General features: G+C 66.8%; 17 protein-coding genes. 5 read left to right on the top strand and 12 right to left on the bottom strand.

Annotated features, from left to right (window positions below; translation table 11 throughout):
* Positions 1-71: 71 nt before the first annotated feature.
* Complete coding sequence (gene trxA, locus AC1RP5_RS05820) at positions 72-389, top strand: thioredoxin (RefSeq protein ID WP_230550834.1); 318 nt, start codon at positions 72-74, stop codon at positions 387-389.
* 21 nt (positions 390-410) lie between these two features.
* On the opposite strand, the gene AC1RP5_RS05815 is transcribed toward trxA, so the two are convergent.
* From AC1RP5_RS05815 to AC1RP5_RS05805, 3 genes are read right to left on the bottom strand one after another with little or no spacing between them, the layout of a single operon-like run.
* Positions 411-1,709: a bifunctional folylpolyglutamate synthase/dihydrofolate synthase gene (locus AC1RP5_RS05815; protein ID WP_493109653.1), complete on the bottom strand. Its 1,299-nt coding sequence runs from the start codon at positions 1,707-1,709 to the stop codon at positions 411-413.
* 13 nt (positions 1,710-1,722) lie between these two features.
* A complete protein-coding gene (accD, locus tag AC1RP5_RS05810) occupies positions 1,723-2,616 on the bottom strand; it encodes an acetyl-CoA carboxylase, carboxyltransferase subunit beta (RefSeq protein WP_493109652.1) in 894 nt (297 codons plus the stop codon).
* A 37-nt stretch (positions 2,617-2,653) separates the two neighbouring features.
* A complete protein-coding gene (locus AC1RP5_RS05805; protein WP_493109651.1) occupies positions 2,654-3,868 on the bottom strand; it encodes a D-alanyl-D-alanine carboxypeptidase family protein in 1,215 nt (404 codons plus the stop codon).
* An 83-nt stretch (positions 3,869-3,951) separates the two neighbouring features.
* Between AC1RP5_RS05805 and AC1RP5_RS05800 the strand changes: the two genes are divergently transcribed.
* Positions 3,952-4,590 (top strand): MBL fold metallo-hydrolase, encoded by a 639-nt coding sequence (locus AC1RP5_RS05800; protein WP_493109650.1) that lies wholly within the window; start codon positions 3,952-3,954, stop codon positions 4,588-4,590.
* A gap of 109 nt (positions 4,591-4,699) precedes the next feature.
* Here AC1RP5_RS05800 and trpA read toward each other — a convergent pair whose 3' ends face one another.
* From trpA to AC1RP5_RS05765, 7 genes are read right to left on the bottom strand one after another with little or no spacing between them, the layout of a single operon-like run.
* Entirely contained in the window at positions 4,700-5,533 is an 834-nt protein-coding gene (gene trpA, locus AC1RP5_RS05795) for a tryptophan synthase subunit alpha (RefSeq protein WP_493109649.1), read from the bottom strand.
* Between the two features lie 2 nt (positions 5,534-5,535).
* A complete protein-coding gene (gene trpB, locus AC1RP5_RS05790) occupies positions 5,536-6,750 on the bottom strand; it encodes a tryptophan synthase subunit beta (RefSeq protein ID WP_493109648.1) in 1,215 nt (404 codons plus the stop codon).
* A 58-nt stretch (positions 6,751-6,808) separates the two neighbouring features.
* Complete coding sequence (locus AC1RP5_RS05785; protein ID WP_493109647.1) at positions 6,809-7,396, bottom strand: RidA family protein; 588 nt, start codon at positions 7,394-7,396, stop codon at positions 6,809-6,811.
* A 12-nt stretch (positions 7,397-7,408) separates the two neighbouring features.
* Positions 7,409-8,047 (bottom strand): phosphoribosylanthranilate isomerase, encoded by a 639-nt coding sequence (locus AC1RP5_RS05780; protein WP_493109646.1) that lies wholly within the window; start codon positions 8,045-8,047, stop codon positions 7,409-7,411.
* The gene (pyrF, locus tag AC1RP5_RS05775; protein WP_493109645.1) at positions 8,044-8,796 is read right to left on the bottom strand and encodes an orotidine-5'-phosphate decarboxylase; all 753 of its coding nucleotides are present in this window, start codon (positions 8,794-8,796) and stop codon (positions 8,044-8,046) included. Before pyrF ends, AC1RP5_RS05780 begins: the two co-directional genes overlap by 4 nt.
* Before the next feature lie 38 nt (positions 8,797-8,834).
* Entirely contained in the window at positions 8,835-10,319 is a 1,485-nt protein-coding gene (glpK, locus tag AC1RP5_RS05770; protein ID WP_493109644.1) for a glycerol kinase GlpK, read from the bottom strand.
* Between the two features lie 15 nt (positions 10,320-10,334).
* On the bottom strand, positions 10,335-11,354 hold the full coding sequence (locus tag AC1RP5_RS05765) for a polyprenyl synthetase family protein (RefSeq protein ID WP_493109643.1): 1,020 nt from the start codon (positions 11,352-11,354) through the stop codon (positions 10,335-10,337).
* A gap of 64 nt (positions 11,355-11,418) precedes the next feature.
* Here AC1RP5_RS05765 and AC1RP5_RS05760 point away from each other — a divergent pair, with 64 nt between their 5' ends.
* The 3 genes from AC1RP5_RS05760 to AC1RP5_RS05750 are packed head-to-tail and all read left to right on the top strand — an operon-like array spanning position 11,419 to position 13,489.
* Positions 11,419-12,144 (top strand): tRNA1(Val) (adenine(37)-N6)-methyltransferase, encoded by a 726-nt coding sequence (locus AC1RP5_RS05760; protein ID WP_493109641.1) that lies wholly within the window; start codon positions 11,419-11,421, stop codon positions 12,142-12,144.
* Between the two features lie 24 nt (positions 12,145-12,168).
* On the top strand, positions 12,169-13,008 hold the full coding sequence (locus AC1RP5_RS05755; protein ID WP_493109640.1) for a S49 family peptidase: 840 nt from the start codon (positions 12,169-12,171) through the stop codon (positions 13,006-13,008).
* Between the two features lie 10 nt (positions 13,009-13,018).
* Positions 13,019-13,489: a YybH family protein gene (locus AC1RP5_RS05750; protein WP_493109639.1), complete on the top strand. Its 471-nt coding sequence runs from the start codon at positions 13,019-13,021 to the stop codon at positions 13,487-13,489.
* Here AC1RP5_RS05750 and sugE read toward each other — a convergent pair.
* Entirely contained in the window at positions 13,486-13,806 is a 321-nt protein-coding gene (gene sugE / locus AC1RP5_RS05745; RefSeq protein WP_493109638.1) for a quaternary ammonium compound efflux SMR transporter SugE, read from the bottom strand. The genes AC1RP5_RS05750 and sugE overlap by 4 nt on opposite strands.
* A 247-nt stretch (positions 13,807-14,053) precedes the next feature.
* Positions 14,054-14,989 carry an N-carbamoyl-D-amino-acid hydrolase gene (locus AC1RP5_RS05740; protein ID WP_493109637.1) on the bottom strand — a complete coding sequence of 312 codons (936 nt, stop codon included), beginning with the start codon at positions 14,987-14,989 and terminating at the stop codon, positions 14,054-14,056.
* Between the last annotated feature and the right edge of the window lie 21 nt (positions 14,990-15,010).

Genomic DNA, 15,010 nt, shown 5'->3' with positions numbered 1-15,010 from the left:
GTTCCTAGCTTCAGGGCCAAGGGCGGCGCCGGTCCATCGACCGGCCTGTAGTGTATTTGGGAGAACCCACGATGACCGTTAAAGCAACCGATGCTTCCTTCGAGCAGGAAGTCCTGAAGTCCGACACGCCCGTCCTCGTCGACTTCTGGGCCGAATGGTGCGGCCCCTGCCGCATGATCGGCCCGTCGCTGGAAGACATCTCCAAGGAGATGGATGGCAAGCTCAAGGTCGTGAAGATCAACATCGACGAGAACCCGATGGCGCCGACGCGCTACGGCGTCCGTTCGATCCCGACCCTGCTGCTGTTCAAGAACGGCCAGGTCGCCGCCACCAAGATCGGCGCCGAGCCGAAGCAGAAGCTGGTGAGCTGGATCAACACCGTCGTCTGAACAAGCTTGAGCTGACGGCCGCTAGCCGTTGCGGACGAGGACCTCGCCCGCAACGTAGAGCGAGCCGCAGATGAGAATGCGCATCGGCGCGGGCTGGGTGGCCAACAGGTCTTCCAGCGCCGCGCCGATGTCGTTTGCGGGGGCGCAATCGAGCCCGACGTCGGCGGCGCGGGCGCAGGCTTCCTGCGGCGTGTAGGCAGCATGTCCTTCGGGGAACGGGATCGCGCGCGCCGCCGTGGCGTAGCGCGCCAGCGGCCGCAGGAAACCCGAGGCGTCCTTGGTCGTCTGCATCGCGAAGACGAGATAGAGCGGCAGCGGTGCCGGCTCCTTCGCCCACTCCGCCGCCATGCGGCCGAGCACGATGCCGCAATCCTCGTTATGGCCGCCGTCGAGCCAGAGTTCGCAACCGGCCGGCAGCGAGTTCGGCAGCGGCCCCTTGGTGAGACGCTGCAGGCGCGCCGGCCACTCCACGGACGAGAGGCCCTTGCGGACCGCGGTGTCGTCGATCTCGAAGCGCGCCGCCCGCAGCCGCTCGATGCAGGCGACGGCGGTCGCGGCATTGTCGATCTGGTGCGCCCCGATCAATGCAGGCGCGGGCAGGTCGAGCGTCAGAAGATCGCTTTCGTAGCGGAAGCCGGAATCCTGCGGCGTCACCTGCCATTCGCGGCCCATGCGGAACAGGGGGGCGGCCATCTTGGCCGCCTCGGTCTCGATGACCTGTGCACTGACATCACGCTGGCGGCCGATCACGGCGGGCGTCGCGCGCTTGATGATGCCGGCCTTCTCCCAGGCGATGCCTTCGAGCTTGTCGCCCAGGAAGCCCGTGTGGTCGTAGCCGACCGGCGTGATGGCCGACAAAGCGGGCTCGACCACGTTGGTGCTGTCGAAGCGGCCGCCCATGCCGACTTCGATGATGCCGAGATCGGCCGGCACGCGCGAGAAGGCGAGGAACGCCAGCGCCGTGGTGATGTCGAAGAAGGAGATCGGCGTTTCGCCGTTGGCCTCCTCGCATTCGGTCAGCATCTCGTCGAGCAGGCCGTCGTCGATCAGCTCGCCGGCGATGCGGATGCGCTCGTTGAAGCGCACGAGATGCGGCGAGGTGTAGACGTGGACGCGATAGCCCGCGGCCTCGGCCATGGCGCGCAGATAGGCGACCAGCGAGCCCTTGCCGTTGGTGCCGGCGACATGGACCAGCGGCGGCAGCTTCTTTTCGGGAGATCCAAGGCGCACGAGCAGGCGTTCGATGCGCTCCAGGCCGAGGGTGATGACCCTCGGATGGTGGCTCATCAGACGCTGAACGATCGGGTCGTTCGCGGTCACGTCAGCAATTCCTTTAGCGTGAAGACGATACCGCCAGTGCGCGGTTTTCGACGACCAGCGGATCCATGAACAGCGAGACCATGCGGATAAGGGTCTCGCGCAGCTTGTGGCGATGCACGACGGCATCGACCATGCCGTGATCCAGCAGGTATTCCGAACGCTGGAAACCCGCCGGCAGCTCCTGGCGGATCGTGTCCTGGATCACGCGCGGTCCGGCAAAGCCGATGATGGCGTCGGGCTCGGCGATGTGGACGTCGCCCAGCATGGCGAACGAGGCCGAGACGCCGCCGGTCGTCGGATCGGTCAGCACCACGATGTAGGGCAGGCCCGCTTCCTTCACCATGCGCACCGCGATCGTCGTGCGCGTGAGCTGCATCAGCGAGAGGATGCCCTCCTGCATGCGCGCGCCACCCGACGCCGAGAACACGATCAGCGGCGCCTTGCGCGCGACCGCCAGCTCGGCCGCCATGACCAGGCCCTCTCCCACGGCCGTGCCCATCGAGCCGCCCATGAAGCCGAAATCGAGCAGCGCCACGATCGACAGGCGGCTGCCCATCAGGCCGCTCGCCACGACCAGCGCGTCGGTCGTGCCTTCGGCCTTGGCCTGGGCTTCCTTCAGGCGCGCGTCATAGCGCTTGGTGTCGCGGAATTTCAGCGGATCGGCATTTACGCGCGGCAGCGGGTGCAGCTCGTATTTGCCCTCGTCGAAGAGGTGCGGCAGCCGCTTCAGCGGCCGCAGCCGCATATGGTGGCCGCAGTGATTGCAGACCTCCTGGTTGGCCTCCCAGTCGCGCGTGAACAGCATCTGTTCGCACTTCGGGCACTTAACCCAGAGATTGTCCGGCGCTTCCTTGCGCGCGACCAGCGCACGCAGCTTGGGGCGGACGAAATTGGTCAGCCAGTTCATGGGCGCGGTATCGCACGAATGGGGGGACGGGCCAAGGTCAGCGCCAGAAGGCGCCGTAGGGCGCCACGAAGTCCGAAGGTTTCTTCACGACGCAGAAGGATTTCCGGGCCTGGTAGTCGGCGCACAGCCTCTGCGCCGCCTCGGGCTCGAGATCGGCGATGATGGCCGCCTGTTTCGTCACTTTGTTGGACGTCACGGGCAGGATGTACTCCTTGCCCTGGTGCGCGACGCCCATCGTCCCGAGCTTGGCCTGTCCGACGTCGAACGCATTCTTCGCCGTCCGCCAGTCGCCGAACGTGCCGAGCCACACCGCGTCGCCCGGCATGTCGTAGCGGATGCCGCCGCATTCGCCGTAGGGCAGCACGGTCGTCGGCCCGCCCTCGCCGTTGCGCAACTGCCAGACCTTCTGGCGGTTGCCGCCGGTCTTGAGCGCAAAGGCCTCGTCGAACAGGCGGACCAGGAATTCGTCGCGCAGGTCGCCGCGACGGAAGCCGAAAGCGACGGCGACCAGCCGCCGCCCGTCGCGCACCGCACTGCCCACGATGTTGAAGCCTGAGGCGCAGATGAAGCCGGTCTTCAGCCCGTCGGCATAGGGCGCATAGAGATCGAGGAACTTGATGCCGGGCCCGATCTTCTGGTTGCCCAGCATGAACTCCTTGGTCCGGAAGTAGGGGTAATATTGCGGAAAGTCCTTGATCAACGCTAGGGCGAGCATCGCCATGTCGCGCGCCGTCGTGGTCTGCGCCGGATCGGGCCAGCCGTTGGCGTTGCGGAAGGTGGTCGCCGTCATCCCCAGGCGCTTCGCGGTGTCGGTCATGCGCTGGGCGAAGGCCGGCTCCGAGCCGGCCAGCAGCTCGCCGAACGCCGTGGCGACGTCGTTGGCCGACCGGGCGACCAGAGCCTGAATGCCCTGCTCGACCGTGATGCTCCGCCCCGCCGCCAGGCCGAGATGGGAGGCCGGCTTGTTCCGGGCATTCTCGGAAAAGGGCAGCGTCGAGGTGAGTTGCAGGCGGCCGGCCTTCAGCTCCTCGAAGACGATGTAGAGGGTCATCATCTTGGTGAGCGAGGCGGGATACCAGAGCGCCCCGGCATTGCGGTCCATCAGCGCCTCGCCGGTCGCCACGTCGACCACGACATAGGGGCCAGCCGGAACGGGCCCCGAGGGCGACGCCACGGTGGCGATCTGGGCCTGCGCGGAGGCCAGCGACAGGGCGAACAGGCCCAGAATGCACAGCAGAAGACGCACGTTCATTGCCATCGATGCCGGAGGGACCGGGAGCATACGCCCTTCCAACCGTCCACGGGAGGCATTAGATCGGAAGGATGCTCAAGGTCATGATCGCCCCCGTCACCCCGTTTCAGCAGAACTGCTCCATCGTCTGGTGCGATGAGACGATGGAGGGCACCGCCGTCGATCCCGGCGGCGACTTCGACATGCTGCGCCAGGCGATCGACCAGCAGGGCATCAAGGTCACCAAGGTCCTGCTGACCCACGGCCATGTCGACCATGCCTCGGCCGCCGGCACCATGGCCGAGCACTATGGCGTCAAGATCGAGGGCCCGCACGAGGACGACCTGTTCCTGATCGAGGGCCTGCCCGACTCCGGCAAGAAGTACAATTTCCCGGTCTACAAGCCGTTCGTGCCCGACCGCTGGCTGACGCATGGCGAGACGGTGAGCCTCGGCAACAACACGCTCGACGTCGTGCACTGCCCCGGCCACACGCCGGGCCACGTGGTTTTCGTGAGCCAACCCTCGCGGGTCGCGTTCGTCGGCGACGTGCTGTTCCGCGGCTCGATCGGCCGCACCGACTTTCCGCGCGGCAACCACGAGCAGCTCCTCGATTCGATCCGCCATCGCCTGTGGCCCTTCGGCGACGACATCACCTTCGTCCCCGGCCACGGCCAGACCTCGACCTTCGGCTGGGAACGCAAGACCAACCCCTACGTCGCCGATCTCAATTTCGAGGATTAGGACCGTCAGCGTTTAGTTGTCGTCCTGAGCGCAGCGAAGGACCTGACGGAGCGACCGAAGGACTCCGTCGCTGACGTGAGATCCTTCGCTACGCTCAGGATGACAAGAGCTAAGCCTTGCGGACGCCGCGCACGCCGTCTGCCAATGCCTTGATGTAGGCGAAGACGCCCGGCACCAGTTCGGGCTTGGCCTTGCCCTTGTCGTCGAGACCCGCCTTTACGTGGTCGATGATGGCGGTGCCGACGACGGCGGCATCGGCATGGCGCGCCACGGCCGCCGCCTGCTCGGGCGTGCGGATGCCGAAGCCCACGCCCACCGGCAGCTTGGTGTGGCGCTTGATGCGCTCGACATGGGTGCGCACCGCCTCTTCCGTCGCCGACTTGGTGCCGGTGATGCCCAGCACGGAGACGAAGTAGACGAAGCCCGAGGCGAACTTGAGCACGGCCGGCAGGCGCGCATCGTCGGTGGTCGGCGCGGTCAGCAGCACCGTGTCGAGGCCGTTGGCCGTCGCGTGCGGCTTCAGCTCGTCGGCTTCCTCGGGCGGCAGGTCGACCAGGATGAAGCCGTCGACGCCGGCCGCGGCCGCGTCCTTGCAGAACTTCTCCGGCCCGCGCTGGTAGACGAGATTGTAGTAGCCCATCAGCAGGATCGGCGTGTCGTTGTCGCCGGTCTCCTTGCGGAAGCGGCGGACCATGTCGAAGGTCTTCTCGACCGTCATGCCGGCCTTGAGCGCGCGCTGGCCCGCAAGCTGGATCGACGGGCCGTCGGCCATCGGATCGGTGAACGGCATGCCAAGCTCGATCAGATCGGCGCCGGCACCCGGCAGGCCCTTCAGGATCTGGTAGCTGATCTCGGCGTCGGGATCGCCGGCGGTGATGTAGGTCACGAGCCCGGCGCGCTTGTCGGCCTTGAGCTGGGCGAAACGCTTCTCGATACGGCTCATGGTCAGATCTTCATCCCGAGGCGCTCGGCGATCTGCGGGACGTCCTTGTCGCCGCGACCCGAGAGGTTGAGCACGAGGAGATTGTCCTTCGGCAGGGTCGGCGCGAGCTTCGCGGCAAAGGCGACGGCGTGCGAGGATTCGAGCGCGGGAATGATGCCCTCGAGCTTGCACAGGAGCTGGAACGCCTCGACCGCCTCGTCGTCGGTCGCCGAGACGTATTCGACGCGGCCCATTTCCTTCAGCCACGAATGCTCGGGTCCGATGCCCGGATAGTCGAGGCCGGCCGAAATCGAGTGTGCCTCGATGATCTGGCCTTCCTTGTCCTGCAACAGATAGGTGCGATTGCCGTGCAGCACGCCGGGGCGACCACCGGTCAGCGATGCGGCATGCTCCTCGGTATCGAGACCGCGGCCCGCCGCCTCGACGCCCAGGATGCGCACGGTCGGATCGTCGAGGAAGGGATGGAACAGACCCATCGCGTTCGAGCCGCCGCCGATGCAGGCGACCAGCGTGTCGGGAAGCCGGCCCTCGGCCTCCATCATCTGCTTGCGCACTTCGTCGCCGATCACGCACTGGAAGTCGCGGACCATCGCCGGATAGGGATGCGGACCGGCCACCGTGCCGATGCAGTAGAAGGTGTTCTCGCAGGTCGCGACCCAGTCGCGCAGCGCCTCGTTCATCGCGTCCTTCAAGGTCGAGGCGCCGGCCGTCACCGGTCGCACCTCGGCGCCCAACATCTTCATGCGCGCCACGTTCGGCGCCTGGCGGCTGACGTCGACCGAACCCATGAACACGACGCAGGGAATGTCGAACAGCGCGCAGGCCGTGGCCGTGGCGACGCCGTGCTGGCCCGCGCCGGTCTCGGCGATCACGCGGGTCTTGCCCATGCGCTTGGCGAGCAGCACCTGGCCCAGCACGTTGTTGATCTTGTGGCTGCCCGTGTGGTTCAGCTCGTCGCGCTTCATGTAGATTTTCGCGCCGCCCAGCTTTTCGGTCAGGCGCTTGGCGAAATAGAGCGGGCTCGGCCGGCCGGCATACTGAGTCAGCAGATACTTCAGCTCACCCTGGAACTGCGGATCGACCTTGGCCTCGTTGTAGGCCTTCTCGAGATCGAGGATCAGCGGCATCAGGGTTTCGGCGACATAGCGGCCACCGAAAATGCCGAAATGCCCACGCTCGTCGGGGCCGCTGCGGAAACTGTTGGGTGTGCTGGGCATTGCTCTTCCTGTCGGGACTGGCCGGCTTAGCAGTCCCGGCAGGGTTCGGTCAAAAGCCCTAGATTTTCTTCTTCTTGACCGCTTTTGCCTTGGGGGCTGCCTTCGGCTTGGGAGCCGCGGCCTTGGGCTTGGCGGCTGACTTGGCCGCCGGCTTGGCTGCAGCAGCGGCGCGCGGCGGCGGGGCGTCGTCCTCGATCTCGACGATTACCTCGATCTCGACCGGGATGCCGCGCGGCAGCGAGCCCATGCCGACCGCCGAGCGGGCGTGACGGCCCTTCTCGCCGAACACTTCGACGAAGAGATCGGAGCAGCCGTTGATGACTTCCGGATGGCTGCCGTATTCCGACGTGGCGTTAACCATCCCGAGCACCTTGACGATGCGCTTGACGCGGTCGAGGTCGCCGAGTTCGGCCCGGAGGGCGGCGAGGATGCTGAGGCCGACGTCGCGCGCGAGGCGATTTGCCTGTTCGAGCGAGAAGTCGCGCCCGACCTTGCCGACCGGCAGCGGCTTACCCGGATGACCCGGTCCCTTGCCCGCCATGAAGAGCAGGTTGCCGGCGCGCACGGCATTGACGTAGCTGCCCATCGGCGTGGTCGCCTCGGGGAGTTCGATGCCGAGTTCCTTGAGCCGCTCTTCGATCTTCATGCCGCCTGCTCCTTACAACGCTTTCACCGCGCCGATGAAGGCGCGAATCAATTCGATGGATTTCACACCGCGCGTCGCTTCCACGCCAGAAGAAACGTCGACCGCGGGCGCGCCCGTCACGCGCACGGCCTCCGCAACATTGACCGGCGTGAGGCCGCCTGCGAGGAACCACGGCACCGGCACAGTGCGGCCCGACAGGATCGTCCAGTCGAACGCCGTCGCATTGCCGCCCGGCAAGGTACCCTCGGCCGCATCGAACATCAGGCGATCGGCGACACCGGCATAGGTCGCAATGCCGCGATCGACATCGGCGGGTGCCGCGACCTTGATCGCTTTCATCACCGGCTTGCCCGTGCGCGCCTTGAGCTCAGCCAACCGCGCGGGCGTTTCGCTGCCGTGAAGCTGCAGCATGTCGATCGCGCCGGTCGCCAGCCGCGCATCGATCAGCGCGTCATCGGGATCGACGAACAGGCCGACGCGAATCACTGTCGACGGCACGCGCGCACTCAGCGACTTCAGCAGGTCGAGCGATTCGATATGGCGCGGCGAACGCGGAAAGGTGACGAAGCCCACGAAGCCGGCACCGGCCTCGACCGCGGCATCGACCGTCTCCGGCGTCGACAGCCCGCAGATCTTGGCCTCGACGCTCATAGGTCGTTGACGCCGGCCTCGCGCGCGATCGCTTCGGCGGCGGCGCGCGGATCGGCTGCCTGATAGATCGGCCGGCCGACGACGAGATTGGAGGCGCCGAGGTCGACCGCCTGGCGCGGCGTCATCGCGCGCTTCTGGTCGTTGGCGGCCGCACCGACGGGACGGATGCCGGGCACCATCAGGGTGAAGTCGGGGCCGCATTGCTTGCGCAGTGCGGCGATCTCGTGCGGCGAGCAGATCACGCCGTCGAGGCCGCTTTCATGCGCCAGCGCTGCCAGACGCAGCACCTGGTCCGACGGATCGGCATTGACGCCAGTCGCTTCGAGATCGGAGCGGTCGAGCGAGGTCAGCACCGTGACGCCGAGCAGCTTCGGCCGCGCGACGTTCTGCTTGGCCGCCTGCGCCGCCGCCTCTTCCACCGCCGCCTTCATCATCTCGCGGCCACCGCTCGCGTGGATCGTGATGAAGGTCGGGGCCAGCTCGACCACCGCGCGGATGCCGCCCGCCACCGTGTTGGGAATGTCGTGCAGCTTGAGATCGAGAAAGAAGCCCACGCCGGTTGCCCGGACCGGTGTCGGAAAGGCATAGCGCACGCCCGGCGCGCCGTGGGCCAGGAAGAACTCCAGCCCGAGCTTGATACCGCCGACGGCCGGTTTGGGCCCCCCGGCGACGCTCTGGATGAGCTTGGTGGCGTGGGCAAGATCGATCGTGTCGATACTGCAATAGACGGGATTTGCGCGGGTCTTCATGGCGGGCGCAACCTAATGGCCGTGCCGCCTAGCAGCAATCAGGAACTGCGCACCCGGCGGACCGCGTCCTTCCAGCCGGCATAACGGCGGTCGCGCGAGGCGGAGTCCTCGGCCGGTTTGAACGCCCGGTCGAGCACCCAGGTCTTGGACAGGGCCTCCAGCGAGGGCCACAGGCCGGCCTTCAGGCCCGCCAGGAAGGCGGCACCCAGCGCCGTGGTTTCGGTCACTTCCGGCCGCTCGACCGGCGTGCCGACCGTGTCGGCCAGCCGCTGCATCAGCGGATCGTTCACCACCATGCCGCCATCGACCCGGAGTTCGTCGATCTGGGCGCCATCGCCGCGCATCGCCTCCAAGAGGTCGCGGGTCTGGTAGCAGACCGAATCGAGCGTGGCGGCGGCGATCTCGCCGGGGCCGGAATCGCGCGTGAGGCCCAGGATCGCGGCGCGCGCCTCGGGGTCCCAATGCGGGGCGCCCAGCCCCACGAAGGCCGGCACCATGTAGACGCCATGGCCTTCCTTGGCGCCGGCGGCGACCTTCTCGACGTCGGAGGATTTCTCGATCAGCTTCAGCCCGTCGCGCAGCCATTGCACGGCGGCGCCCGCAATGAAGATGCTGCCTTCGAGCGCATAGGTGCGCCGTCCGTCGAGCTGATAGGCGATGGTGGTGAGCAGCCGATGGCGGGAATGCACGGCGATGCTGCCGGTGTTGAGCAGCGCGAAGCAGCCCGTACCATAGGTCGCCTTCACCATGCCGGGCTTGATGCAGGCCTGGCCCACGGTCGCGGCCTGCTGGTCGCCGGCCATGCCGAGGATAGGCACCGGCGCGCCGAGGATGTTCTCGTCGGCGACGCCCAGCTCGCCCGAGCAGTCCACGACCTTGGGCAGCATTGAGGCTGGCACGCCCAGGATCTTCATCAGCTCGGCGTCCCAGGCACCTTTACGGATGTCGAGCAGCAGCGAGCGGCTGGCATTGGTGGCGTCGCTTGCGTGCACCTTGCCGCCGGTCAGGCGCCACAGCAGGAAGCATTCGATGGTGCCGGCGGCGAGCGCGCCCTTCTCGGCCGCGGCGCGGGCGCCGGCGACATGATCGAGGATCCACGCGATCTTGGTGCCGGAAAAATACGGATCGAGAAGAAGCCCGGTGCGATCGGTGAAGAGCTTCTCGTGGCCGTCCTTCTTCAACGCCGCGCAACGGTCGGCGGTGCGGCGATCCTGCCAGACGATGGCATTGTGGATCGGCTTGCCGGTGGCGCGATCCCACACGACCGTGGTCTCGCGCTGGTTGGTGATGCCGATGCCGGCCAATGCCTTCGCATCGATCTTGGCCTTCGCGAGCGCGCCGCGACAGACTTCTACCGTCGCCGACCAGATCTCCTCCGGATCGTGCTCGACCCAGCCCGGCTTGGGAAAGATCTGCGGCAGTTCCTTCTGCGCCGAGGCGACCGGGCGGCCACCATCATCGAAGACGATGGCGCGAGTGCTGGTGGTGCCCTGGTCGATGGCGAGGACGTGCTTGGCAGCCATCGCAGCGCCCGATGCCTAATGGGCGCGGTCGATGGCGAAGTCGACCGCCTCGAGCAGCGCCGACTTGAGCGGCGAGCTCGGGAACAGCCCAAGCGCATCGCGCGCCATGGCGCCGTAGTGCCGGGCGCGCTCCAAGGTGTCGGACAGCGCGCCATGACGCTCGATCAGGCTGTGCGCCTGTTCGAGATCGCCTTCGCGCTGGTCGAGCTTCTCGAGGGTACGCTTCCAGAATTCGCGATCGACGGCGCCGCCGCGCAGGAACGCGAGGATCACCGGCAGGGTGATCTTGCCTTCGCGGAAATCGTCGCCGACCGACTTGCCGAGCTTGGCCTCGCGGCCGGAGTAATCGAGCGCATCGTCCACGAGCTGGAAGGCGATGCCGAGGTTCATGCCGAAGCTCTGCAGCGCCACGCGCTCGGGTCCATTGCGGCCGGCCACCATGGCGCCGACCTCGGCCGCCGCGGCAAACAGCTTGGCGGTCTTGGCCTTGATGATCTCGAGATAGGTCGCCTCGGGCGTGCTGATGTCGCGCTGGCTGACGAGCTGCAGCACCTCGCCCTCGGCAATCGTCGAGGAGGCGTTCGACAGCACGCCCAGGATGTCGAGCGAGCCGACTTCGACCATCAGCTCGAAGGCACGCGTGAACAGGAAGTCGCCGACCAGCACCGAAGCCTTGTCGCCGTACACCGTGTTGGCGGTCGGCTTGCCGCGGCGCAGCGCGCTCACATCGACGACATCGTCATGGAGAAGCGTGGCGGAATGGATGAACTCGACGCAGGTCGCGAGCTTGATGTGGCGATCGCTGGCTTCGCTGTAGCTGCACAGCCGCGCCGCCGCGACGGTCAGCAGCGGACGCATGCGCTTGCCGCCAGCGCCGACCAGATGGTTGGCGAGTTCGGGGATCAGCGGGACCTGCGAGCGCATGCGCGCGAAGATCTCGCGATCGACCCGCCCCATGTCGTCGGCGCAGAGGGCCAATAGCGGATCGAGGCTGGGCGCCTTGCGCTTGCCTTCGAGAGAGACGACGGTTGCCATGTCGGGAGATTAACTCTCCGGTGAAGCCTGTTATTGCGACAAGATGTCGTGAGAGATGAGTAGCATGGAATCCGCGCCGACCGAAGACACCGTGATGGGCGGGCGCGTAAAGCTCTTGCAGCCCCGGCGCGGATATCGGATCGCGGTGGACGCCGTGCTGCTGGCCGCCGCCGTCGAGGCGCGGACGGCTGAGAATGTGCTCGATCTGGGCGCCGGGGTCGGCGCCGTGGGCCTCTGTATCGCCGCACGCGTCGCCGGCTGCCACATAACAGGCATCGAACTGCAACCGGAACTGGCGGCCCTGGCCGAGCGCAATGTTGCACTCAATCATGCAGCCGACAGGGTGCGAACGCTCGTTCACGATCTGGCGAGGCCGTTGCCACCCGATCTCGCTCCCTTCGATCACGTGGCCACCAACCCACCCTATCTGGCCGCCGCCGTCGCCGATCCGCCGCCCGATCGCAGCAAGGCGCTGGCGACCATCGAATCGAGTGCGCCCCTCGTTCGCTGGCTGACCGTCGCGACCGGGGCGTTGAAACCTGCAGGGACCCTGCTCGCGATCCATCGTAGCGACCGGCTGGAAGAGATCGTCGCCACATTGACGGATCTCGGCTGGGGCGACGTCACGGTGAAGCGCCTGCCGCCTGCCGCCCGCATGCTCGTGCGGGCGCGCCGTGCGAGCCGTTTGCATCGGCAGGACGCCGCGCCGCTGGTCCTGCACCGGCCAGAAGGCGGTTACACCGACGAGGCCGAAGCCATCCTGCGTCACGGCCAGCCGCTTGCCTTCTAGAAGCACGCCCGCGACAGTGCCGGCATGCTGAACTGGATCAAGGATCGTTTCCGCCGCGGGCCGACCGTGCCCGTCGTCCGCCTCTCCGGCGTCATCGCCAACGGCGGCCTGCTGGGAGGCCGCAGCCTGTCGATCGAATCCGTCGCGCCCCTGCTCAAGCGGGCCTTCGAGACAAAGGGCGCCAAGGCCGTCGCACTGTCGCTCAACTCCCCGGGCGGCTCGCCCGTGCAATCGGCGCTGATCGCCCAGCGCATCCGGCTGCACGCCAGGGAAAAGGGCCTGCCCGTCATCGCCTTCGTCGAGGACGTGGCCGCGTCGGGCGGTTACTGGCTCGCCTGTGCCGCCGACGAGATCATCGCCGATCCCAGCTCCATCGTGGGCTCGATCGGCGTCATCAGCTCGGGCTTCGGCTTCCAGGACCTGATCGCACGCATCGGCGTGGAGCGCCGCGTCCATACGTCGGGCGAGAACAAGTCGATGCTCGACCCCTTTCGCGCCGAGCAACCGCGCGACGTCGAGCGCCTGGAGCGCCTGCAGCGGGAAATCCACGACGGTTTCAAGGACTGGATCCGCGAGCGCCGCGGCAGGCTGCTGAAAGGCGACGAAAACACCCTGTTCAGCGGCGAGTTCTGGACGGCCAAACGCGGCCTTGAACTCGGCTTGGTCGACGGGTTCGGCGAACTGCGCGCCACGTTGCAGGAGCGCTATGGCGACAAGGTGCGCCTGCCCGTCATCGGCCCGCGTCGCCGGCTGCTGTCACACTTCGGCCTGCAAACCGGGATTGGCGGGGGAATCGACAATATCGGACCCGCCACGCTCGCCGCCCTCGAGGAGCGCGCGATCTGGCAGCGTTACGGACTCTAGGAGACCTGCAATGAACCTTCGTACTCCCGTCAGCGCCGACGACCTCGCCGCCGTGCGCCAATGGTTCGACACGCTGTCGAAGCATTGCCGCGCCGTCGACTACGAAGGCGCGCGACCGATCTTCGCCGACGACATGATCGCCTTCGGCACTTTTACCGACTTCATGCACGGCCGCGAGCTCGCCGAGCAGAAGCAGTGGCGCAACGTCTGGGGCACGATCCGCGAGTTCCGCTACGACCTCTCCAAGATCGAGGCCATCGTGTCGGCCGATCGCCTCACCGCCGTCGGCATGGGCGTGTGGCAGTCCTACGGTTTCCATCCCAACGGCGACCGCTTCGACCGGCCCGGCCGCACCACGACGGTGATGGGACGCAAGGCGGTGGGCGACCCGTTCGTGGCCACCCACACGCACATGTCGCTGTTCCGTGGCACGCCGGACCGCAGCTTCGGCAACTTCGCCAAAAGCGAAGTCGAGCGCTAACCCGCGCTGGTCAGCTTCAGGCCGATGATGCCCGCCACGATCAGGCCGATCGAGGCGAGCCGCGGCAGGTCGGCCGATTCGCCGAACAGGTAGATGCCGAGGATCGCCGTGCCCACGGCGCCGATGCCGGTCCACACCGCGTAGCCGGTGCCGACCGGCAGCGTCTTCAGCGCGATACCGAGCAGGACGACGCTCACGATCATCGATCCTGCGGTGAGCACCGTCGGCACGAGCCGCGTAAAGCCTTCGGTGTATTTGAGACCGGTCGCCCAGCCGACTTCGAGAAGACCGGCGACCAGAAGAATAAGCCAAGCCATGGGACGCACCCTTCGCAAGAAGCCGGGTCGTCCCGACACTTGCCCCTGAAAGGCGGGGTCGTCCCCGCCGGGCGCAAGCTCACTTAGGCAGATTGCGAAGACGGCGCAAGACGTTACGGGGGCGTAACTCTTGAGCCTCTTCCCCATTCAAATGGGGAAGTGCCTCCGTCTTACGGAGGCGATGGGGTCATGACCCCTCCGGCCCTTCGGGCCACCTCCCCATTTGAATGGGGAGGCGAAGGAAGAATCACACCGGATCCTGCGCGCCCTTGCGGTCGACGATCATGCGGTACTGATCGGGCTGGCGATGGACGGCGAAGTTGAAGGTCGTCGTCTTGTAGCTCTTGCCGGCATCGAGATCGCAGCGATGGACGATCAGCTCGTCGCCGTCTCCCGCGGCGCGCGCCACGACCTTGCCCGAGGGCGCGACGATCATGCTGTCGGCCAGCGACGGCACGCCCTCTTCCGTGCCGCCCTTGGCGACGCCGACGACCCAGGTGCCATTCTGATAGGCGCCGGCCTGCATCGAGAGCTGGTTATGGAACCACGAATGCTCGTCATGGTCGGGGGACGGCGCGTTGTGCAGCGGCGTGTTGTAGCCCAGCAGCACCATCTCGACGTTCTGCAGGCCCATCACGCGATAGGTCTCGGGCCAGCGGCGGTCGTTGCAGATGCACATGCCCATGTTGGCGCCGAACGCCTTGACGACCGGGAAGCCCAGATTGCCGACCTCGAAGTAGCGCTTCTCGAGATGCTGGAACGGCCGCTCCGGTTCGTGCTCGGCATGGCCCGGCAGATGGACCTTGCGATACTTGCCGACAATGCTGCCGTCGCGCTCGACCAGGATCGAGGTGTTGAAGTGGCGGATGCGCCCATCCTCGTTGGCGAGCTCGGCGTAGCCGAGGCAGAAGCCCATCGCGAGACGCTTGGCTTCGGTGAACAAAGCCGCCGTCTCGTTGGACGGCATCTCCTGCTCGAAGAAGGAATCGACCTCGGCCTGGTCCTGCATCCACCAACGCGGAAAGAACGTGGTGAGCGTGAGTTCGGGGAACACCACGAGATCGCAGCCCATCCGCTTGGCTTCGCGCAGATGGGCGATCAGCCGTTCCACCACGTCACGGCGATTATGGCTGCGCTGGATGGGACCCATCTGCGCCGCACCGACAGTCAGAAAACGCGTCATCGTCACCTCTTCGGCGACGAG

It is taken from the genome of Reyranella sp. GW821-FHT12G01, assembly GCF_058806575.1.
This window is presented reverse-complemented; position numbering and strand designations above follow the sequence as displayed.

Excerpts from the sequence above, each read along its gene's own strand:
- accD (WP_493109652.1), bottom strand. The coding sequence starts at position 2,616 with ATGAACTGGCTGACCAATTTCGTCCGCCCCAAGCTGCGTGCGCTGGTC.
- AC1RP5_RS05760 (WP_493109641.1), top strand. The coding sequence starts at position 11,419 with ATGGAATCCGCGCCGACCGAAGACACCGTGATGGGCGGGCGCGTAAAG.
- AC1RP5_RS05780 (WP_493109646.1), bottom strand. The coding sequence starts at position 8,047 with ATGAGCGTCGAGGCCAAGATCTGCGGGCTGTCGACGCCGGAGACGGTC.
- trxA (WP_230550834.1), top strand. The coding sequence starts at position 72 with ATGACCGTTAAAGCAACCGATGCTTCCTTCGAGCAGGAAGTCCTGAAG.
- AC1RP5_RS05805 (WP_493109651.1), bottom strand. The coding sequence starts at position 3,868 with ATGAACGTGCGTCTTCTGCTGTGCATTCTGGGCCTGTTCGCCCTGTCG.
- glpK (WP_493109644.1), bottom strand. The coding sequence starts at position 10,319 with ATGGCTGCCAAGCACGTCCTCGCCATCGACCAGGGCACCACCAGCACT.
- sugE (WP_493109638.1), bottom strand. The coding sequence starts at position 13,806 with ATGGCTTGGCTTATTCTTCTGGTCGCCGGTCTTCTCGAAGTCGGCTGG.
- AC1RP5_RS05800 (WP_493109650.1), top strand. The coding sequence starts at position 3,952 with ATGATCGCCCCCGTCACCCCGTTTCAGCAGAACTGCTCCATCGTCTGG.
- AC1RP5_RS05740 (WP_493109637.1), bottom strand. The coding sequence starts at position 14,989 with ATGACGCGTTTTCTGACTGTCGGTGCGGCGCAGATGGGTCCCATCCAG.
- AC1RP5_RS05785 (WP_493109647.1), bottom strand. The coding sequence starts at position 7,396 with ATGAAGATCGAAGAGCGGCTCAAGGAACTCGGCATCGAACTCCCCGAG.
- AC1RP5_RS05750 (WP_493109639.1), top strand. The coding sequence starts at position 13,019 with ATGAACCTTCGTACTCCCGTCAGCGCCGACGACCTCGCCGCCGTGCGC.
- AC1RP5_RS05755 (WP_493109640.1), top strand. The coding sequence starts at position 12,169 with ATGCTGAACTGGATCAAGGATCGTTTCCGCCGCGGGCCGACCGTGCCC.
- pyrF (WP_493109645.1), bottom strand. The coding sequence starts at position 8,796 with ATGAAGACCCGCGCAAATCCCGTCTATTGCAGTATCGACACGATCGAT.
- trpA (WP_493109649.1), bottom strand. The coding sequence starts at position 5,533 with ATGAGCCGTATCGAGAAGCGTTTCGCCCAGCTCAAGGCCGACAAGCGC.
- AC1RP5_RS05765 (WP_493109643.1), bottom strand. The coding sequence starts at position 11,354 with ATGGCAACCGTCGTCTCTCTCGAAGGCAAGCGCAAGGCGCCCAGCCTC.
- trpB (WP_493109648.1), bottom strand. The coding sequence starts at position 6,750 with ATGCCCAGCACACCCAACAGTTTCCGCAGCGGCCCCGACGAGCGTGGG.